Raw genomic sequence first — 20,256 nt, forward strand, 5'->3', positions numbered from 1 at the left:
CGACAGGCAGAATCTGGTATACTCTTCGAGTTCCGCCATTCAATGAGGTATTCCACCATGCTCGGTACCTATGCCGTCAGAATACTCCTCGCAGCAACCATCTTCGTTTTCAGCATCACAGCCGAAACCCTGGCTGGGGAAAAACTGGAGCCGTATGCTGCAACTCCGGACCGGGTTCTCGTCATCTACAACGCCGACTGGAAAAACCGGAGTGAAGGGAGCGGCGCGGAACAGGACTCGCGGGAAGTAGCCGAGTACTACGCGGCCATGCACGCCGATCCGAAATCCGGCAAGAAACCCTATCTCCTCGGCCTGAGCTGCCGTCACCCGGGCAAGAAACATCTGAATGACTGGGCCATCCGGGAAGAGAGCACCGATAACCGCAACGGCATCGCGTTCAGGGGCAAGGGCCCGGTCCCGGGCCGTGGTGAACTGGTCCGTGATTCACGCAAGGTGGAACTCCACATTTCTGAGCCGGACGCCGACTGGAAGTCTCTCCGCATTTCCTGCCGGTCCGAGGTTACCGGAGAGGAAAAAGTCGTTCCCCCCATCTCAACGGCCTTGCAGATTAGAGGCATTCCGGCCAAACCGGGCGACGATGCCGTCTACCCTCCCCTGGCCGAAGGTAAGGGACGAAGCATCCGGCTCGACGCATCCCGGTTCTTTCCCGGCACCATCACCATGATGCTTACCCTGAAAAACCGTGCAGGAACGGTGATTCGCGACCTCAAGCTCCGCTACTGGGACATCCGCGACTTTGTCTTCTCCGCCACGGGACCCGATGGGATACCCGACGACAAGATACTCGAAGAAGATGTCCTGACACCGGTGCGAAAATTCCTCGAAGCCCCCCGGAATGCCCTTCCCGACGGCACACGCCTCAAGGATCACATTCTCTACATCGTCGTGGTGCATGGCGTCCCCTATGCGGGGAACGGCGTCTCTGGCATCGACCACGGCGTCACCACAAGCTGGGGCGAGCACGGCTCCCTTGCCTCTGTCGAGCAGCGGCTGCAGACCATCTACTACCCCTGGCCCAAACTGCACCCTCCGGTCATCTCCATCTACAGTTCCCGGGGAAAAGACTCCGACAAGGGGGTGATCAACCACCTCATCACCACCGCCATGCGGCATCCCCTCTTTGGAATCCGCTGGAACCCCTACATGCACCCCGACACTTACTCCTTCATCCGTACCGGGGCGCCGCCCGCCACCTTCATCAACCTCCCTCCCTTCGAGCGGGAGCGTCGGGAAAAGAAAGGTGCCTTCTTCGCCTACGCCGTTTCCCGCCTGGATGGCAAGACCCCCGAAGAGGCCAAACGGCTGGTCGATTACGCCATCTATGCTTCGAAGTACCTGCGCCCCGAAATGGATGCCGAAGAGCGGGGCGACACCCTGAAACGCTTCTTGACGCCGAAGCTTTCTTCACTCCTCGAATCGGTGGTCGTGGAGAAATCATCGGGGGGAAAAGAGCTCGCCGCCCTCGGTTTCCCGATCCGCGAGTCGGAACGTGGCCAGGGGGTCCCCTTCATGGTCCGTCCCGCAAGCGATGCCTCATCTGAGAAATCCGACACGAGAGACTGGCGGCGATCCGGGTTTTACCCGGGGGGTATCGAGCGTTTCGTGAAGAGTTCCAACGGGTTGAACCATAAAAACGCCGAGGCCTGGCAACTCATCTCCCAGGGAGTCACCGTCACCGCTGCCGGCGCACCGGCCGGAAGCGGCGGTCCCCACATTACCAACACAACCTTCTGGGATAACCGGATTTTGCTGAAATACCTCCTGCGTGGCAGAGACCTTGGGGAATGCTTTCTTCGTTCCACCTGTCACGTGAACTGGTCCACGTCGCTGATCGGCGATCCCCTCTTCCACCCCGACCTGAACCATACCATCGTGGACGATACCCCGCCGCGGGCGTACAAGGGACTCGCTATCCAGTGGGCAGTCAGAGACGGCAAAGCCACCGCCATGGTCGGCACTGAACTGGACTTCGATCCAAGCGCACCGGAAGTAGCCCTCATGAACGTCACCGTCACGGCAGCCGATACTCAGCCGTCCACAACCCGAACGGCTCTTTATTCGCGGAGGCCAACCATTGTCGTCACCGGCTTGAAACCGGGCAGATCCTATCACTTCACCGCGGAACTGACCGACCCTTACGGAAATGGGTCCGTCCTGCGCGAAGTCGTCAGCGCAGCTCCCGGATCAGGGCAATAATCCTGCCGCGAACCTCATCAAAGCTTCCAGGTGGCCATGCGCCGTAACTCCCTTCCGCTGCCGACGGTCCGGCGCCAAGGCTTGCCCTGATGCGCTCCAGTTTCCCCTCGACCAGGGAGCCTCGCCCGTCGCCCCGGGACTTTGCCTGGGCAATGAACTCGCGGAGTGTCTGTATATAGCGGTAGTCGTTAATGCCGTCCCGGATCGTTTCCCAGACCGGAGTAGGGATCGGACCGGCAGCGCCCGGATAGGCCACCATAACCTCGGGACCGTCCAGCACAGAAAAGGGGTTGCCATTGCTTCCCTGGCTCATCTGGTAGGTCCATGGCACGACACCGTTCACACCCCAGCGCCACGCGCCGAAGCCGAAGACATAACGGGTATAGCTCAGATTCTGCCCCGTCAGTGCCCCGTTAGGATAGATCCACCATTCATGCGCTGTTTTCCTGAGTCTGTCGGCCTCGGCATCATCGTCTGGATCACCGGTACAGATTACATCCATTTTCGGCCAGGGGCGGGTAATCAGGGTCCTGAAACCCATCTCGCGAACGATTCCATGGAGCGTTTCGCCGACGTTGGTGCGCACCCGGTCCCGTCGATCCGGCTCATCCACCACCTGGATCAACACCTGTTCCTTCGCAATTCCCTTTTCGCGGCACAATCGTTCCAACTCGGAGAGAAGAGCCCGTAGACGCCGGACAGCCACCACTTCGTCATACAACAGAATGCTCCCGGGATGTTGCGGCTTGGCGGTATTGAGCAAATGCCCGAGATACCAGACAAAGGGGCCGGAGAATCCCTGACTGTGATATGACTCAAGGGCAGCCTTCAGGCCTTCGAGCACGGGTTTCCCCTTGTCGTCAGTGCGATAGAAGAAGTGGGAATGGGGATAGGCGACGTTCATGCCATGGGCACGGAAATCCCGATAGATTTCTTCTCCCCGCTTAACGAGGATTCGCTTCTCCTCAGCGCTCCAACCGGGATTATCCAATTCGTAAAAGGCGTAATCCATCATCATGCCGTAGCGGATGTCCGGTTGCGGCAGCGTGAACGGCAGGACTTCGACCGTCATTGGCAGTTCGGCAACCGTCCCTGCATGGTTGCGAACCATCAAGGCCCCACGGTAAATGCCAGAAACCGCACCTACAGGAATGGCAACCGAGATCCAGAAACTCCGCGTCTCATCATGACCGACCGTCACCGCGCCCTGTTCGATCAGCCGAGGTGCCCGGCGCACATGCAGCACAGTCTGCTCCGCATCCTCCCGAACCACTTCGTTCAAGTCCCTGACAGCGCCACTGAGAACCGCCCCAGACAGTATCGAGCCACTGACGCTTCGCAGGGGCGACACTTCAAGAGACACGACACCGAGATTCCGTTTCCCCCGCAGAGAAACCGCAACAGCCTGGGTCTCACCCCGTGCCAAGCAGATGCTCACCCCATTATCCACCGAACCCTTGCCAGGCACACTGTTACTGAAGACCCGTTCTTGGGGGCTATGGGCAAAGAGAATCCCGTCATCGGTATCGACCCGAGCCGAGACCGAACGGATCGAATGGCTACCAGCCGGTGGTTGGTCCGCAATATATCGGAACGGTTTGTACTCATACCCCTTTGCCACAAACCTCCGTCCAAGCTGGTTGCGTCGGAACTCGTGGAGGAGTTCGGCCACGACATGGCCGTCACGTTCTATCACGCGTATATGAACTGAATAAATGCCGTCTGGAATGGAATAGGGACGTTCAGGATCAAGGAGGTCTGCCTGGTGGGGGATGTCGAAGCCGAAACTTCCCGTTGGGCCATCAAGCCGGTAGATAGTGTCCCGTCCGAGTGGCACCCCGTCCCGGCGCAACTCCCCCTGCACTGTCAGCCGGTCATAGGGAATGCCTCCCGCATCGACCTTGAATCCGACAATCAGGGACGAGCGCATCTGTGGCTGCCGGAGGGTAATTACACGGTCACGGAGCTGGTAGGAGACAATATGCACTCCCGTTCGGGAACAACCCGAGACACCGGAAAGGAGGAGCACCAGAATCGCACAGAGTGTACCGACTGCACAGAAACCAGCGCCCACATTTCTCTTCACTTGCTCCTCCGCAGCCCCGTTCCGGCCTTGCGGTTTATCAACACACTGTCAGAGCCGGTCAAACCTTCACCATTTTCGGCAACGACACGTATTGAGTGGAGCCCTGGGGCCATCAGGCAGGTATTCACAGTCGTCTCGAAGGGAGGCTTTGTAATCTTTTGCACCAAAGTCCCGTCCACCAGAACTGAAACCGCCACTACGCCACCCTGGTTCCCTTTCCCCTTCGGGGCGGTGAGTTCCACCTTTACAGGAAATGCCCCATCAACGGATGTACGGTCGGCAGGAGCAATGATACGGACCACCGGTTTGCCATTGTCGATGGTAAAGTGCACCCGCTTCTCTGTGGCAGGCTTCGAGCCACCCGTATAGCAGTACAGGACCACCGAGGCAGGACCGTCAGGGAAGAGCCGTGTATCGAGCTTGTATCCCTTTCCTCCCCACACGTAGGGCGGAGGGCCATATTCCCTCCAGGCGTAACGATCCTTCGCCCCCGGCTCCTGAATGTAAAATTCCACTGAATCCACAACGGAAGGGTTACTGACCCGTGCCTCAATGGAAATCTTCCCGTTCACCGTCGCTCCCTCCCGTGGCGAGAGAAATTCGATGGCCGGCGGTTTGTCAGAGCCATATCCCACATTTGTCAAGACAAGGGTTGCCAGAAACGTCGTTACTGCTAACGGCGCGGAGAACGTCGCCATAGTTCATATCCCCCTGCAACTCTGATACGCGTCGAGGTCAACCGGCACTGCTACGACCGACGGTTCCCGCTTTCCGAGTGCCCGGGTCAGATTGGCGGGAGGATGAACCTGCACGTACACCGTATGTGCCCCCTTGAGCTGCGCAATATCCCACTTCACCGAGACATTTCGGTGCTCAAGGGGGAAAAGCCGCGATATCGTCTCTCGACCGATTTCCCTCCCCCCTTTGGCTGGGTTGCCGTCATACATCGTCACCACGACCTGTTCTCCTGTCCCGTGATCGTCCAGAAAAAGGCCGTAATCTGCAGAGTTGCTGAAGTTCCGGACTGTCGCGACAACAGCAAGTGCCTCTGGATGGTCCTTGACCCTCTCGAAACGGATAAAGGATTCCGAGGGGATACGAACGTCAGGGGGACTCAGCACCTTGACATTCCGCGAGAACACATTGTTGGCCTTGTCCGATTCCGCTACCCGATTATCCGGGTCCACAACGGCGTATACCTGCACGCCGGGATTAACGGCCCTGCCCGCGATTTTCCGTGTGGCCTTCCAATGCACACGGGCCAGGCCAGTCCCTCCAACAGGGATACGCGATATCGTGTCCCTGCCAATCTCAACCCCGCCCTGCGCAGGATTGCCGAGGAAAACAGCCACCGGCACGCCATGGGCCTCTGCGGCTCCATGGTTGGTCACCCCCACGCTCACCGTAACTTCTTCTCCTTCGAAGGGCGTGTCGGTAGAAAGCTTGATAGGTAAATCGTCACGCCAGGCGTAGGTAACCTTGACTGTCCGCCCTGTCTTTGATTCATCGGAAAAAATAATCCGGTTGTCGCCCGGCCGCAGCGCCGGCAGGCACCGAGGGTTGTAGGCCAGCACCGATGTACTTTCCAGGTAATAGGCACCGACATCGCGGGGGGATTTCCCGGCGCGCATCTTCAGTCGCATCAGATAGGAATATTTCCAGGGAACGTCCGTGGTCACCTGCTGGGTCTGGGCGGTTACTGCCGAAGCCTTGACGGTCCCCGATCCATCGGCGTGCCAGAGGGGAACCCACCGCTTGCCGTTGTCCGTTGAGATATCCATTTCCACCGAATCTCCGGTCCCCTTGCGGAAAAACGACCCGGACAGTGTCGTCTCCGGTATGAAATAGGGGGTCTTGACCCGGTACACCAACACAGCCTCCTGCTTTGCATTTTGGGGGTGAATATAGCCGACTGCAGCATCCCGCCAGTCGACATTTGTGGAACTGACGAGCCCGCTCCGGCTTTGGGAGCGATCCTTGAAATCACGGTGAAACGTGAACAGGCCGTTCCCGTAGAAAGGCGGCTCCCATGCGGGTTCTTTCCCCCCCTCTTGGCCCCGGTTGAGACACCACTTCCCCCGACTATGCCAATCAAGGGTCAGCACGTCCCCCTTTGCCATGGTGAACTCATTGGAATAGACCGGCGATCGACCGTGCCCGTTCGGATGCATGGTCATGTAATAGTATTTCTTGCCGGCCTTGCGCGACGAACCACGCCGCAGCATCGTCCAGAGTTCCACGCTATCGTTGAGCTCATCGAGGCTCGCAATGGTCCGATTGTCCTTGAGGAGAAAATAGGTTCGGGTGTCGGCGTCAATGTAATGCCAGCCATTGTCGTAGTACACTTCGGTCGCGGCATGGTTGCCGATATTGACATGACGTGCCGTAAGCCCGGCTGTCCACCAGAGAGACTCCAACACCGCCGCATAGGTTCCGCAGTACCCGTAGCCGTACACATTCAGGTGTTCAAGCCCGTCCAGGCTCGTCCCCCATCTGCCGTGGTAGCAGGAGTCCATGACGAACCTCCAGAGGGCCAAGGCCTTTTCTTCAGCGGTCATGCCGGGGATCACCACGCCGGCAACGACTGACGCAAGACTTGAACAGTCAACCGAACCGCTGGAGCGGAGGTGGGGGGTAAGAGATTCCCCCCCGTTAACTTCGATACGGACTGATGTGTTTTCAAGGGGAGCGTCGGATGGCGTATGTATGGAGAATGAATGCTGCTGCGCGGTAATGATTTCTGTGTGACTCCGATCACCACCAACCAGGGTCAGGTCGGGCAGGACCGGCTTGCCTAAACACGACGCTCCACCCATGGTGACCCAAAAAGCCACCATGGCTGTCAACCGTATACTCCGACGCATGACTTTCATCTCCCCTTGACCGCCACGACACTGAATTCAAACTGAGATGGTCGTCCCGTCAACGCTCCCTCGAACGTGAGGGTTCCCTGGGCACTGGCCGTGGCTGTGGTAACAATCTTGCCGTCCTGCCGCACCTGATACTCCCGGCCGGGCTTCAGATTGCATAGCAGCTGCCAAACCTTGCCAGTTCCGGCAAGCGAGTAGCTCCCCTTGGTCAGGAAATCGGCTCCCTTGGCAAAAAGAACAGCCCGGTTACCGATGAGCGCCCCATAAAGCGAATCGTCTCGAGACTCGATCAGCACGGCGTCATGTCCCCCACTTCCCTTAAGGGATGGGTGAAGGACATGGAGAAAATTATCTAATTTGGCGTGTTTTTTCGGGCTTACCTCGACCCTCCAGAGGCCGTACTGGTTGCCGTCGCCGTAGCTGTAGCCAAAGCCGTAACCCCATGGATAATCAATGCGCCCGGCATCGTTATCCCGGTCAACGCCTTCAACCCCCATATGCCTGAACTCCTGGATGACCCGCGCGCCGGTGGGGATATCAGCACCGGGGGCCGACTTGATCGCCCTGACGCAATTCAGGAGCTTTGCCGGGCTCTGCCCCGGTCTGGTCCTTCCGTCACAGAAGTATGCAACCCGGTCGCTGAACGAGTGGCCAGAGGCGTGGGCCGCCTGAGGCCAGACCGAGTAGCGGTCGAACACCTCACGGTTTGGGTCAGGCGGTTGATTGGTAATGATAACCGTCGGATGCTCCGGCAATCCCGTAGTCGACGCAACCTCGATGTCAATGGGCCCGTTATCCGTTGATCTGAGCGGCTTTCTGAGGGTCGTGGTCATGGAACCGCCCAATCTTTTAACCACTCGGTTATCTTTTTTCGGCAGCAGTGTCGTGCTTGTCAGTTGTGACCGCTCCTGGCGGACCGAAACCGTAGTCGTGTTTTCCGAGAGGTGAATCCCGCCGGCGTCGGTACCCACGACCACCCTCGCAGAGCCGTCAAACTCGGGGCGCGCCCTGAGCTGAAGGAGCCACAGCTTCTTGAAATCGGGCTTTACCGCATCGACCCGGTCGAACACCACGAAATAATCGTCATCCCCTCCCGGTGAACGGAGATAGACGAATTCGCGCTGCACCAAGGAAACCTTCGCCCTGTTCTTTCCCGTGGTCACTGCAGTGGAGTTGTAGGCACGGGTGGCATCGGCGGCTGTGTAGACATAGCGGTCACTCCGCTCGAACCGGACCAGCCCGCCGATATCGCGGTAATTGCCGTTGGCAGTCCCGTTGTAGGTCCGTCCCCACTTGTCATCCCAATAGGGGGTAATGCGCTGGCCGCCGTCGTTGGCCCAGCCGCCGAAATCTTCATTCGGATCATAGATCAGAAGGTTGTTGGTCGAAATGGTGCGGGTGAAAAAATTGGCCGCCTGAGGCCACCCCGGATTCTTGTCCCGCAGGGGTCCCCCCTCATACCAGCACATGTAATTCCCCGAACGTGCCAACGCCAGTTCCTCTCCCTTGGCGATCATGAACGCCAGGCTGTCGTGGTGCATGTGGCCGTGATAGTAAAAGGGCTCGGCCTTGAAGAGGGCATAGGTAGCGTTGGGGTCGTTCCAGGCGCTCCGCATGGCCACCCACCCGATGCCGGCTTTCTTGCCGAAGCGGTCCCGGTCAATCTCTCCTGCCTGCTCATCCCACCCAAGAGCTTCTGCCAGGGGCAATCCAACTTCCTTGGGATCAAGCGGGGGAATCGTTTCATCGAGAAGCACAAACGAGACGGGGTTTTCAGCCTGATAGGGAATTCCTCCAAAGGCCTCCTTAACCAGCCACATATAGAGGCTTGCCGTCTTTTCATCACCCTTGCGGCGGAATTCCGCAGCGGTGATTGCCATATTTGTCGCCATTCCTTTCCCAACAGAACCATAGTCCGTGGTGGTGGAAGTCCAGTTGTCATGGAAGGTGGCAAAGTAACGGGAGGTCTTGCCGGTCTTGGCCCGCTCGATGGAAAAGGGGAGCAAGGCCTGGATAAGATGGTTGGGAAGCCGCGTAAAGACTTCCTGATCTAGAAAGAATGACGACCTTGTTGCCGTCGACAGGGCGAGAAACGGATAGAATGTCCCACCCAACTGGAAAATATAGTAGGTTCCATCGGCAAAGCCGCCATCCTCGCCGGCAACTTGCTCCATGGCCAGGTTGTCCCGTAATGTCTCTCGAATGGCCGTTACGAGGAGTTTTTCCGCATAGGCGTCATCTATACCGTCACCATAGAACGACAGGGCAGCCACGATCCCCTCGGGTCGCGGAGACGCCCGATAGCCGTGGGTCTTTTCATTATGGACTCTGATTTCCTTTCCGATCCTCTTCTTGCAGAAATCCACAAACGCCCGCTTTTCCTGCTGAGTAAGCGCCCCATGGGCCCAGTCGTACAGAACCGCAAGATCATCGGGCGCTGCCTTGCCTCCACCGTTTATGGCGTCCATCAGAGCCTTGGCAGCCATCCTGCCGTAGTCGTTTCGGGACATCTTCGCCCCGTGCTCGGGCCCGATCCCCATGGCGTAGAAGAGCGCCGCCTGCTTGCCTCCCATTCTTTGGTGCATCAACTTCCAAGGACCTGCCTTGGATGTCAGCGCCTCCGACTTCAGTGCCGGAATCCTCTCCGGCGTCAAATAAATGCGGGGATGTCCTTTCCGGATGGCGGTGACAACCTTTTTCGCCTCCTCATCCGCCCAGGCGCGGGGCACCCCCTCTGACTCCGAGGATGCGGTTTCGCGGCACGCAAACAGAACAACGGTGAGCGACACCGTCAGCAGTAGCGTGAGGAACGATCTCGCGGCAATGGACTTAGGCACGATTTTCATCATGCACCTCCTACGGCGGCCTGGTAGGTCCGCTCCTGCTCCTCGCACAGCATGCCCCAATCGTAGGTAAGGGCGCATTCCCGCGCATTCCGCTCAAGCGCTTCACGCAAATCCCTGTCCACGAGAACGGACATGACCCCGTCCGCAAACGCATCGGGGGTGTCGGCAACAAGTATATTCCTGCCATGCTCCACCGCAAGCCCTTCGCATCCCACCGACGTTGAAACAATGGCCTTACCCATCCCCATGGCATCCAGGATCTTGAGCCGCGTGCCGCTGCCGATCCGGATCGGCACCACCACCACCCGCGCCTCGTCAACATGCGTGCGGATGTCATCGACGAAGCCGGTCACCTTCACCCGCAAATCGCCGGCAGCAGCATCGGCAATCTCCCTCGGGGGGGCCGTCCCCACAAAGATGAATTCGGCGTCGGGCTTCCGCTGCCGGATCAGGGGACAAATCTCGCGCCAGAAATAGAGGACTGCGTCACGGTTGGTGTGGACATCCATGTGCCCCAGCCAGAGCACGGAGTTTTCCACAGGTGGCCGTCCCATGGGCTTGAAGAACTCGGTATTCGTCCCGTTGGGCACCACGGAGATCGGAATAGTTATCCCCATGCCCAAGAGAACATCACGGTCCAGCTCTGAAACGGCGATGCACCGGTCGAAGCGGTTCACCATCTCCTTCTCGAACCGGCAGAGCCTCTGCCACTGGAGTTTCAAGAAAGCCCGCTTCAGCGGACTCGGGTCCGATTCAGCCCAGCGCTGGAGCCTGACCGATTCCACATTGTGATTGACCAGGATTTTGGGGAGATGGGAGAACTCATTCAGGTAAACCGACAGGGGAAGCAAGTCCACATGGACAAGGTCAATCTTGTTGTTGGCAATGATCTCCCTGATCTTGGCCCGCATCGCCGGGGAGTCGTATTTGGACGCCACAAAAGGGAGGTCTGACAGGAGGTTGCAGCCGAGGGAAATTGCCAGTTTGGCACGTGACTGATCGACCGGAATCGGAAACGTATGCACTTCCTTGCAGAAACTCCTCAGGTGCTCGATGTGTTCCGGCTTCAGCTCATGTTCCGGTTGCTGGATGAACGTCACCAGGGTCACGTCATGGCGCCTCGCCGCATCCCGCAGAGTATGGTAGGTGCGCAAACTGTGACCGTTGATGAGGGGATACGGGCTCTTGGTGGAGAGAAACAGGACGTTCATCCTTAACGGCCTCCTGTCCGGACCATCTCCCGGTAGAGTTCAATGTACCGCTGCGCCATGGTTTCGGCAGAATAATGCTCTTTCACTCGTTCATATCCTTTCAGCGCCCTGCTGAGGGTCTTGTCCGCCTCACCGTGGCTGCGGATGATGGCTTCGGCAAGGGCCTGCGCGTCGCCAGGGGGGACAACCAGGCCGGTGGCGCCATCCTGAATAACCGTAGGAATTGCTCCCACATTGGTGGCGATGGCCGGGACTCTTGCCGCCTGTGCCTCCAGAAGGGCCATGGGAAGCCCTTCACTGAGAGAGGGAAGGACAAAGAGATCAAAGCGGGGCAATATCAGCGGAACGTCATCACGCTTCCCGGCAAAGACAACCGCTTCCGCAGTCCCCTGCTGCCGGGCCATCTGCTCAAGGCGGGTTCTCTCAGGACCGTCTCCCACCAGGACACAGACGGCATTAGGTATCGTATTGCGGACGCTTTTCAGCGCCTGCAGCAGATGGCGGTGCCCCTTTTCCTCCGTGAGCGCCCCAACCGTACCGATCACATAGGCATCACCGGCTACCCCCAGCACACTTCCGGCATCAGCCTTGGCCGGCAGGTTTTCGAAGCGGCCGAAATCGACCCCATTGTCTACGACCGTCAACCCCCCCCTACCGATTCCCAATGCCGCAAGCTGATCGGCAATTTTCGGAGATACGGCAACCACTCGATCTGCCCTCCTCACCAGCATGGCATCGAGAAGGGCATAGAGAAACAGCTTGAAACCGGCCCGACGGCCGTGATTGGTGACAATCCAGCGGGCGCCTGACTGCGCTGCAGCCTGCCGGGCGTAGTAATTGCTCTTGTAGTTGTGGGAATGGATGATCTGCATCCCGTCCTTCCGGATCTCCTCCGTCAGGATGTCAATGACGCCCGCGTCGAGCCGTCCGCCGCACGGGACAACAAGGGTTGGCATCCCGGCCCCACGGGCCGCATCCGCCAGTTCCGTATTCGGATTTCGGCTGTTTTTCAAAGCGGCCACGGTCACATTCATGCCGAGACGGCGAGACTGGGACGCCAGTTCAAGCAGCACCCTTTCGGCGCCGAAAAGGCCCGACGTACTTATGACGTGCAGAATATGGAGAGGCTCCACGGTCACCAGGCTAGGTAGGTTCAGAAAAAGGAGGTGAGAGCCGGAGCCAGGGAGTTCATGTAGCGCGTCACCACATCCCGCGTCGCATCCACACTCCCCCGCACCGGGACATGCAGCTGCACCTGGGCGCCGCTCGGACGCTTGAACTGCATCTGCTGTTGGAGCATCTCCCACCTGAAAGTCGAATACTTACCGGTCATCCGGTCGCCGGAGAGATAGAAATAGTAGATGACCCGTACCGGCTCGGAATGTCCCAGCACCAGCCTGTTGAGGTCAATCTGCTCTTGCTTGCCACCCGCGAGCGTCACCGTAATCGGGACAATCCGCTCATCAAGAACCTTCATGCCGACGCCGGTATTGCACGACTCGGGGTTGTGGAACCCGATCTTGTTGTCGGGATAGTAGACCAGAGAGAGATACACATGCTCACCCTGGGGGCTCGAATAATCGCGGCTCAGGATGTACTCGGTCTCCAGGATGTCCTTCACCCGGTCCTCAACGGTGTAGGGGGTTCCCCGCCATTCTCCCAAGGTGAAAGGGAAATCTTCGAGCTTGACCGTAACCGGCTTGTTGGCCAGGTGGTTGTCGAGGAAAACAAATCCCGACGTGGCTAGAAGCAGTAACAATATTATGATCGCTCTCATTCAGGACGCTCCAGCACTCGCATGACGCCGAACAGCACGGCCATACTGATAAAGAAAACCGCCAGCCCCGATGTGGTGTGAAACCAGTGCTCCGGCGACGCCCATTCTCCCCCCAGCTTGTCGGCCACGAAGATCAGGGTGCAGACCCTCAGCACGTTGGTGGCAATAGCCACCGGAACAGCAAGGATAAAGATAAGAAACTTCCTCGCAAAACTGCCTCGTAGGAGGTAGGCAAACAGTGCCCCCATGGCCATGAGCGCAATGAGGGAACGGATGCCGCTGCAGGGGTCTCCCACCGAGAGAGTCGCGTTGGTCAGGTGAATCACCGCCCCTTCACGGACAATGGGCATTCCGGAGCGCTCCATGATTGCCGTGCCCATGTTGGCAACCATCATCTTCAGGGGAAAGGAAACCGCGGAGATCACCCGCATCGGCAGCGGAAACATGAAGGCGAGGAACCCCAGGGGAAAAGCAAGCCGCCTGGTTATCACTGGGCCGTAGAGATAGAGGCAGAGGCCGATGGCCAGGGCCATGATCGAGAAACCGGAGGTGAAGAAGGTATGGGTCCAGACGCTTGCCACGTGGGTCAGCAGCGCAGCAATGATCAAACCCAAACCAAGTCGTGAACTCGACTGGGGCAGTTCTGCCAGTTCCTTCCGCTTCATCCAGACCAGATAACCGCAGATGAAGGGGATCAGGTAGCCGTGGGAATAGTGGGAATCGGGATTATCATAACGCTCCACGAGCCACAGGAACGTATCGTGGTAGGCATAGATGAAAAGCCCCAGGCACACAAGCCCCAGGACCATTCCTTTTCTGTCGGGCAATAAACTATTTTTTACAGCGATTTCCATTGAATTACCTCTCATACCCAAAAGCTTTCACCACGAAATCACGAAATTGGGAAAGCACGAAAGAAAACCCTCAAATCTTTAGACTTTTACTTGCTTTATGCCTTTTTTCGTGCTTTCAACCTTTCGTGCTTTCGTGAGAAGGTTTTTAAATCCAAAGACTTTCACCACGAAAACACGAAATTAGGAAAGCACGAAAGAAAACCCTCAAATCTTTAGACTTTTACTTGTTTTATGCCTTTTTTCGTGCTTTCAACCTTTCGTGCTTTCGTGCTTTCGTGAGAAGGCTTTTGATTCAAATCCTTCCCGAGCTCAATTTACAATATAGTTCCTCGTGCGCTTCAACCATGGCCCGCACCGAGAATCGTTCCTCCGCCACGCGCCGGGCTGCTATACCCATGGCCTGGGCGCGAGTCGGGTCATCCAGCAGCGCCCCGACAGCCTCCGCAAGGGAGGCCGAATCGGCAGGAGGCACCACGAGCCCGGTCACACCGTCCTGGACCAGTTCAGGGTTCCCCCCCACCCGTGTCGCCACGACTGGCTTGCCGGCAGCCATGGACTCCATGATGACATTGGAAAGCCCTTCGCTCGTGGAACAGAGCACCGAAACATCTAAGTGCGCCAGGATCGCCGGTACATCGCCCCGCTTTCCCAGAAAATGGATCCGCTCCGAGAGACCGAGATCCCGTGCCTGCCGTTCACAGTCGGCCCGAAGCGCGCCGTCTCCCACCAGGATGAAGTGAACAGCGCTTTGTTTCCTCGCAACTCGATCCGCCGCCTCGATGAAGTAACGGTGTCCCTTGATCTCGAAATTCATATTTGCCACCATCCCCACCAAGGGACCAACAGCCGGCAGACCTAGATCAGGCCGGGACGGCAGTGGAGACGTGGCACCTTCCAAAGTTCCTTCCTCCAGGGCATTGTAGATGACCTCGATCTTCCCGGCGGGAAATCCCTCCCTGGTGACGGTTTCATCTTTCACTGCCTGGCAGACGGCCACAAGACCATCGCAGGATTGGGAAGATATCCGAAAAATCCGGTCATACACCGGCTTGCGCTTGAACCCCAAGTCCCGCCTCGATGTCATCCATACTGGCACACCGGCAAGCAGTCGTGCCAGCCATCCCATCACCTCAGCCTTCTCGAAGAAGGTCTGGATAATATCGACCCGTTCTTCCCGCGCCAGGCGGGCAATACGGAGCACCTGCCCAACTCCTGAGGGCGAGTAGAACTTGCCCGTCGGAAAATGGAACACCTGCGCTGAACCAAGTTTCCCGCTCATAAGAGGAACCGCCCCCCGTGGCGCAAGCTGAACAACCAGGGGTCTGAAACGGGACGGGTCGAGGGACGACGCCAGGATGCCGAGCTGTTTCTCCGCCCCCCCCTGCATCGGCGAACCGCACGGGGACAGGAAGGTGTCGATGATGTACATGACCGTAATCGGACGATCACAAGATTTCTGCTGACCGGATGCATCACCCATGGAGTTTCTGCTGCGCCTCCGCAACCTTGCTGCCAACCCTTGTCACAAGCTCCCCCATCGCCCCGAACCTGAAGTCACCCAGAAGGCGGTCCAGGCGTCTGCCTGTCTTGCACAGGTTCACGTAGTGCCTGAACCGGTAATCGTGCCGGATCGGGACTCGCGGCTGTTCAGGGTCAAGCTCCCAGGGATGAAGATAGAACACCAGCGCCCTCCCCTCGTCATTGATCCGTTGCGCCAGATAGCGGAAGAACGGATAGGGGAAGAGGCGGAAATACCCCCCGCCAGCGGCGGGAATGTTCTTGCCGCCGAACCTTATCGTAGACAGGGGCACCTCCACCAGCCCGTTGTTGAAGCGGAACGGAGAGAGCGAAGAGCCGCTGAAGCCGTACCGGTCATGGAACGAGGTGGGGAACACGCTGGAGTCGTAGGTGAACCCCTCGTCAACCAGCACGTCGAGTGCCCAGGGCGTCTCCGGATTAATGGAAAACGAAGGCGCCCGATACCCCCGGACCACCGTTCCCGTGAGCCCCTCAAGAATCTCCTTCGAGCGCCGAAGATCCCGGCGGAACTCCTCAGGGGTCTGGGCGTAGACCAGTTCATGCCCATAGCCGTGGCTGGCGATCTCGTGCCCCGCAGCGGCAATCTCCCTCACGAGATCGGGGCACCGCTCCGCCACCCATCCGAGAATAAAGAATGTTGCCCGGGTCTGATGGCGCCGCAACAGATCCAATATTTTGCGGGTATTGTTCACCACCCGAAGGTCACACGTATCCCAACTCTCGGCGGCAATGGCCCCCTTCAGGTTCTCCACCTGGAACCAGTCTTCTATGTCGAAACTAAGAGCGTTTAGCATTCAAATTCTTTGACCACGAAAACACGAAATTGGGAAAGCACGAAAATAAACCCAAGTCCTTTAATTTTTTGTGTTTTTGCCTTTTTTCGTGCTTTCAACCTTTCGTGCTTTCGTGAGAATGTTTTTAAATTCAAAGACTTTCACCACGAAATCACGAAATTGAGAAAACACGAAAATAAAACCCCAAGACCTTTAGTCTTTTTGTGTTTCATGCCGTTTTTCGTGCTTCAACCTTTCGTGTTTCCGTGAGAGTATTTTTGTTTCAGCGGATAAACTGAACAGTTATCGCCAAGCTCCCTTGTGAGATGAGGGGGTCGAATTCATGGTGATCCGATGTCAGCAGGATAGCCTCCTCCCGAGCAGCAAGAGAAACCGCAAATGTATCCGCCAACGAGATACGTCCCCCTGCCTTGATCCTTCCAGCATATTTCCAGAAATTGACATCCATATCTTCACGGATGATCACATCACCGGCAATCAACGAATCCAGTAGTTCATCCGCATGAACCTGACCCTTCGCACGGAGGCAGTCGTAGTACACTTCACAGACATTCACCGCATGCATCATGACCGTCGAATCCTGAGACCGTAGGACCTGATCGATTACCTCAGCTCCTTCCTCATCCCGCAAATATGCAATAAGAGCGCATGCATCCATCACGTAGTTCATAAGCGCAATCTGCTCTCTTCATGGTCGATCTCCTCCTGCTTACGGCGGGAAAACTCCTCGCTCAGGGGCATCTCGCGATACTGTCCCCGTAAAGATACGACAGCCTGTCGTCGCCCTGGGACAGCGGGCGATACGGAGGCTTGTTCATCCTCCAGTTGCACGGGAAACGGAAGCCCTTTCCGATTGCGAACCGCACTCAGAAAAATCTTTATGGCCTCGGATGTGGAAAGCCCCAGCCGGCGCAACACAGCCTCGGACTCCTGCTTGAGCTGGCTGTCGATACGTAGACAAATGGTGGAGTTTTTCGGCATGCTCACACCTCCTCTTTCATTTGCCATAAATTGTAATGCAAATGCATGACAACTACAACGAATCGAATCTGACCACGAAAGCACGAAATTGAGAAAGCACGAAAATATACCCTAAACCTCTAGAGGGAGAGGGAGAGGGCCAGGGTGAGGGGTAAGTGGTTATCCCTTCATTCTCCTGCGCCCCCTCATCCGGCCTTCGGCCACCTTCTCCTTAGGGGAGAAGGGCTTGACTAATCAGCTAAGTTTTATGCCTTTTTTCGTGCTTTCAACCTTTCGTGCTTTCGTGAGAATGTCCTTTCAGATTTCAATAAACTCCGCAATCTTCCCGAGAAGCTCCGCCGCAAGCTCGATCTCTTCAGCCGTATTGTAGATATAGAAGGACATCCGCGCCGTCGGTCCGATGCCGAGCCGGTCATGGAGAGGCTGGGCACAGTGGAAGCCCGAGCGGATCATGATGTTCTCCCTCAGATTCAGCACTTTTGCCACGCCGTGGCACCCCATTCCCTTGACATTGAAGGTGATGACGGAGAGCCGGTCCGTCGGATCGAGACTACCGTATAGCTCCACATTGTCGATGGCCTTCATCCTCTCAAGGGCCAGTGCCATCAGGGCCTTGTCGTGGGCCAGCACATTGTCCATGCCGATGTCATTCAGGTAATCGATGGCGGCGGCCAGGGCAATAGCCCCCTCGATGTTTGGCGTGCCGGCCTCATAGCAGGTGGGGGGTTCCTCGGGAACATAACTTCCCAGATGGGCCTCCTTGATGGTGCTTCCCCCCATGAGATAGGGCTCCATCCGCTCGTAGAGTTCTTCCCGCACGTAGAGGACGCCGATACCCGAGGGCGCAAGCATCTTGTGCCCGCTGAAAACCAGGAAATCGCACCCCATCGCCTTGACGTCGATCTCCATGTGCGGCGCCGACTGGGCCGCGTCCACCAGCACAAACGCCCCGTTTTTCCGCGCCTCGGCAATCACCGCCTCCACAGGGTTGATCAGTCCGAGCACGTTGGAAACATGGGTCACCGCGACCAGGAGCGTTGGTTTCTGTAACTTTTCCTTCAGGTCCTCCACATCTATCCGCCCATGGGCGTCGATGTCCACATAGTCCACCTCCCTGGAACGTCCCCACGGGAGGAGGTTCGAGTGATGCTCAGTAACGGTGGACAGGATCTGCCCCTCCCCCTTAAGGCAGGTGCTCACCAGGTTTATCGCCTCGGTCGTGTTCCTGACAAAGACAATTTCCCGCTCGTCGGCATTGATAAAACGGGCAACGGTCCGGCGTGCCTCCTCATAGAGTTCCGACGATTCCTGGGACAGGGTATGGACCCCGCGATGGATGTTGGCGCAGTGGTTCGCGTAGTAATTGGAAAGCGTATCGATCACCTGGCGAGGCTTCTGGGTGGTTGCGGCGCTGTCGAAATAGACAATCGGCTTCCCATTGATGCGCCTCTCAAAGATGGGGAAATCTCCCCTGATTTTCTGGATGTCCATCAAAAATCTCCTCCTCTTTCCCCTCACCCCCGCCCCTCTCCCTAGGGCGAGGGGAAACTCAAACCCTCTCCCCAGGGGAGAGGGTGGCCGAAGGCCGGGTGAGGTTAACTTACAGCCTGTCGTGCCCTTTTGCCTTGATGAATCTGAACTTCCCGCCATCCTCGGCCTTGATGGTCTTTACCGCGTAGGCCTTGACATTCGCCTCCAGGTCGAAGAATTCCCGGAAATCCCTGGCAATCCCCTCCCGGTCAATCTCCTCACCTTCGACCGGAACACACAGCAGCTCGTACCGGCCGGACGATTTCTCCGTCAACTGGAAGTTGTCGATCTCTTTCCGGGCATGGAAAAAGTCGAACACCTCGTCACTGGTAAAAAACGTCCCCTGGGAGTTGACCAGGGTGTCCTGCACCCTCCCCTCCACCTCAAGGCGGATCCCTCTCCTGCCGCAGCCGTGGTCATCCTCGAAGTACCGCCCCACGTCCCCGATCTCGTACCTGATCCAGGGCATGGCCCTGTTTTCCAGATCGGTCACGTAGAACTTGCCCAGTTCCCCCGGCGTCGCGGCCCGGTCACCGTGACGGACCTCCACATGGTAGAGATCCATGAAGAGATGAACCCCTTCGTGCTTGGGACAATCAGCGGCCATGAATCCCAACTCGCTGCAACCGTAGGTGTCGTACACCTCGCACCCGAATGCCGTGGCGATGGTCTGTTTCATGTAGGGGGTCAACGATCCGCCGAACGGCTTGATGACACCGACGCGGGGAGCGGGAATCCCCTTGTCAAGAATGTACTTGGCAAAGGTGTACAAATAGAGAGGAAGCCCCTCCAGCAGGTGTGGCTGATAGCTCCGGATAGAATCCAGATAGGAAACGATGTCGCTTTGCGGGATATTGGTCCCCTCCGGACCGAAGGAAGGAAGCGTCACCCGCTTGTACAGGTCATGCCGCATGCTGTAGAGCCCCTCGTACACATGCCTCCCCGCACCACCGAAATCCCCCCCCTTAACCAGCGAAACCAGCTTCTTCGTAGAGAGTTTCTCCCCCTTGGGCCCGTCATTGATCCCGCAGATGGTGGTGCACATGTGGGGAGGAATCTCCATCCACTTCATCCCCATCCTATGATTGCCGGCAAGCCGGTGGGCTCTGATCCCCGCAGCCCAGTTGAGGGTGGATTTGCGGAAATCGTGGATCCCCATAATCTTGCGCGTCGTGCCTGAACTGGCAACGTACTTCCAACGGTTGCGGTCCATCCCCTCGGCAGTGATCCCCTCGGGAAAGTTGGCCATGATGTCGTCCTTCGTGGTCGGCGGAATCCGCTCGATGTCCCCGAGGGATTTGATATCTTCGGGATGCAGCCCGATCGACTCGAACCGCTGCCGGTAAAAGGGGACATTCTCGTAGGCATGGCGGACAATGGCTTGAAGCTTGGTCAGCTGCATCTGGCGTAGTTGCTCAAGACCCAGCCGCTCCGATTTCATCATCGCCTTGTACTCGTCCCATATTTTGAGATCGGTGAACCGCGACGCGGCCGGCATGACGAGCCTGTTCATGATCAACGGGTATACCTGCATGTTTTTGCTCCCATAGA

General features: G+C 57.5%; 15 protein-coding genes. 1 reads left to right on the forward strand and 14 read right to left on the reverse strand.

What is annotated here, in order from left to right; translation table 11 throughout:
• Nucleotides 1-57 precede the first annotated feature (57 nt).
• Nucleotides 58-2,217, forward strand: a complete 2,160-nt coding sequence (locus KJB29_RS05160) for a hypothetical protein (RefSeq protein ID WP_246560389.1) — start codon at nucleotides 58-60, stop codon at nucleotides 2,215-2,217.
• Here the strand turns inward: KJB29_RS05160 and KJB29_RS05165 are convergent.
• The 14 genes from KJB29_RS05165 to KJB29_RS05230 form a co-directional block, all read right to left on the reverse strand.
• Nucleotides 2,189-4,303: a glycoside hydrolase domain-containing protein gene (locus KJB29_RS05165; protein ID WP_215733660.1), complete on the reverse strand. Its 2,115-nt coding sequence runs from the start codon at nucleotides 4,301-4,303 to the stop codon at nucleotides 2,189-2,191. The two genes, KJB29_RS05160 and KJB29_RS05165, sit on opposite strands and share 29 nt — an antisense overlap.
• Nucleotides 4,300-5,001: an Ig-like domain-containing protein gene (locus KJB29_RS05170; protein ID WP_215733661.1), complete on the reverse strand. Its 702-nt coding sequence runs from the start codon at nucleotides 4,999-5,001 to the stop codon at nucleotides 4,300-4,302. The genes KJB29_RS05165 and KJB29_RS05170 overlap by 4 nt, the downstream gene beginning before the upstream one ends.
• 3 nt (nucleotides 5,002-5,004) lie before the next feature.
• Complete coding sequence (locus KJB29_RS05175) at nucleotides 5,005-7,167, reverse strand: CARDB domain-containing protein (protein WP_215733662.1); 2,163 nt, start codon at nucleotides 7,165-7,167, stop codon at nucleotides 5,005-5,007.
• 5 nt (nucleotides 7,168-7,172) lie between these two features.
• Entirely contained in the window at nucleotides 7,173-10,019 is a 2,847-nt protein-coding gene (locus KJB29_RS05180; protein ID WP_215733663.1) for a hypothetical protein, read from the reverse strand.
• Entirely contained in the window at nucleotides 10,019-11,230 is a 1,212-nt protein-coding gene (locus KJB29_RS05185; protein ID WP_215733664.1) for a glycosyltransferase family 4 protein, read from the reverse strand. The genes KJB29_RS05180 and KJB29_RS05185 overlap by 1 nt, the downstream gene beginning before the upstream one ends.
• Before the next feature lie 2 nt (nucleotides 11,231-11,232).
• Nucleotides 11,233-12,363 carry a glycosyltransferase gene (locus KJB29_RS05190; protein WP_343213540.1) on the reverse strand — a complete coding sequence of 377 codons (1,131 nt, stop codon included), beginning with the start codon at nucleotides 12,361-12,363 and terminating at the stop codon, nucleotides 11,233-11,235.
• A 20-nt stretch (nucleotides 12,364-12,383) separates the two neighbouring features.
• Entirely contained in the window at nucleotides 12,384-13,007 is a 624-nt protein-coding gene (locus KJB29_RS05195) for an exosortase C-terminal domain/associated protein EpsI (protein WP_215733666.1), read from the reverse strand.
• A complete protein-coding gene (gene xrt / locus KJB29_RS05200) occupies nucleotides 13,004-13,861 on the reverse strand; it encodes an exosortase (protein WP_215733667.1) in 858 nt (285 codons plus the stop codon). Before xrt ends, KJB29_RS05195 begins: the two co-directional genes overlap by 4 nt.
• Before the next feature lie 292 nt (nucleotides 13,862-14,153).
• A complete protein-coding gene (locus KJB29_RS05205) occupies nucleotides 14,154-15,341 on the reverse strand; it encodes a glycosyltransferase (protein ID WP_246560392.1) in 1,188 nt (395 codons plus the stop codon).
• The gene (locus tag KJB29_RS05210) at nucleotides 15,334-16,194 is read right to left on the reverse strand and encodes an XrtA system polysaccharide deacetylase (RefSeq protein WP_215733668.1); all 861 of its coding nucleotides are present in this window, start codon (nucleotides 16,192-16,194) and stop codon (nucleotides 15,334-15,336) included. The genes KJB29_RS05205 and KJB29_RS05210 overlap by 8 nt, the downstream gene beginning before the upstream one ends.
• Nucleotides 16,195-16,456: 262 nt before the next feature.
• Nucleotides 16,457-16,864, reverse strand: coding sequence for a PIN domain-containing protein (locus KJB29_RS05215; RefSeq protein WP_215733669.1), 408 nt, complete (start codon nucleotides 16,862-16,864; stop codon nucleotides 16,457-16,459).
• Nucleotides 16,861-17,175: a type II toxin-antitoxin system RelB/DinJ family antitoxin gene (locus KJB29_RS05220; RefSeq protein WP_215733670.1), complete on the reverse strand. Its 315-nt coding sequence runs from the start codon at nucleotides 17,173-17,175 to the stop codon at nucleotides 16,861-16,863. Before KJB29_RS05220 ends, KJB29_RS05215 begins: the two co-directional genes overlap by 4 nt.
• Before the next feature lie 297 nt (nucleotides 17,176-17,472).
• Nucleotides 17,473-18,666, reverse strand: coding sequence for an aminotransferase class V-fold PLP-dependent enzyme (locus KJB29_RS05225; protein ID WP_215733671.1), 1,194 nt, complete (start codon nucleotides 18,664-18,666; stop codon nucleotides 17,473-17,475).
• 109 nt (nucleotides 18,667-18,775) lie between these two features.
• Nucleotides 18,776-20,239, reverse strand: coding sequence for a phenylacetate--CoA ligase family protein (locus KJB29_RS05230; RefSeq protein ID WP_215733672.1), 1,464 nt, complete (start codon nucleotides 20,237-20,239; stop codon nucleotides 18,776-18,778).
• Nucleotides 20,240-20,256: the final 17 nt, after the last annotated feature.

Source organism: Geobacter grbiciae, assembly GCF_018531165.1.
Classification (GTDB): domain Bacteria; phylum Desulfobacterota; class Desulfuromonadia; order Geobacterales; family Geobacteraceae; genus Geobacter; species Geobacter metallireducens.

Excerpts from the sequence above, each read along its gene's own strand:
- KJB29_RS05160 (WP_246560389.1), top strand. The coding sequence starts at position 58 with ATGCTCGGTACCTATGCCGTCAGAATACTCCTCGCAGCAACCATCTTC.
- KJB29_RS05170 (WP_215733661.1), bottom strand. The coding sequence starts at position 5,001 with ATGGCGACGTTCTCCGCGCCGTTAGCAGTAACGACGTTTCTGGCAACC.
- KJB29_RS05175 (WP_215733662.1), bottom strand. The coding sequence starts at position 7,167 with ATGCGTCGGAGTATACGGTTGACAGCCATGGTGGCTTTTTGGGTCACC.
- KJB29_RS05180 (WP_215733663.1), bottom strand. The coding sequence starts at position 10,019 with ATGAAAATCGTGCCTAAGTCCATTGCCGCGAGATCGTTCCTCACGCTA.
- KJB29_RS05185 (WP_215733664.1), bottom strand. The coding sequence starts at position 11,230 with ATGAACGTCCTGTTTCTCTCCACCAAGAGCCCGTATCCCCTCATCAAC.
- KJB29_RS05195 (WP_215733666.1), bottom strand. The coding sequence starts at position 13,007 with ATGAGAGCGATCATAATATTGTTACTGCTTCTAGCCACGTCGGGATTT.
- xrt (WP_215733667.1), bottom strand. The coding sequence starts at position 13,861 with ATGGAAATCGCTGTAAAAAATAGTTTATTGCCCGACAGAAAAGGAATG.
- KJB29_RS05205 (WP_246560392.1), bottom strand. The coding sequence starts at position 15,341 with ATGGGTGATGCATCCGGTCAGCAGAAATCTTGTGATCGTCCGATTACG.
- KJB29_RS05210 (WP_215733668.1), bottom strand. The coding sequence starts at position 16,194 with ATGCTAAACGCTCTTAGTTTCGACATAGAAGACTGGTTCCAGGTGGAG.
- KJB29_RS05215 (WP_215733669.1), bottom strand. The coding sequence starts at position 16,864 with ATGAACTACGTGATGGATGCATGCGCTCTTATTGCATATTTGCGGGAT.
- KJB29_RS05220 (WP_215733670.1), bottom strand. The coding sequence starts at position 17,175 with ATGCCGAAAAACTCCACCATTTGTCTACGTATCGACAGCCAGCTCAAG.
- KJB29_RS05225 (WP_215733671.1), bottom strand. The coding sequence starts at position 18,666 with ATGGACATCCAGAAAATCAGGGGAGATTTCCCCATCTTTGAGAGGCGC.
- KJB29_RS05230 (WP_215733672.1), bottom strand. The coding sequence starts at position 20,239 with ATGCAGGTATACCCGTTGATCATGAACAGGCTCGTCATGCCGGCCGCG.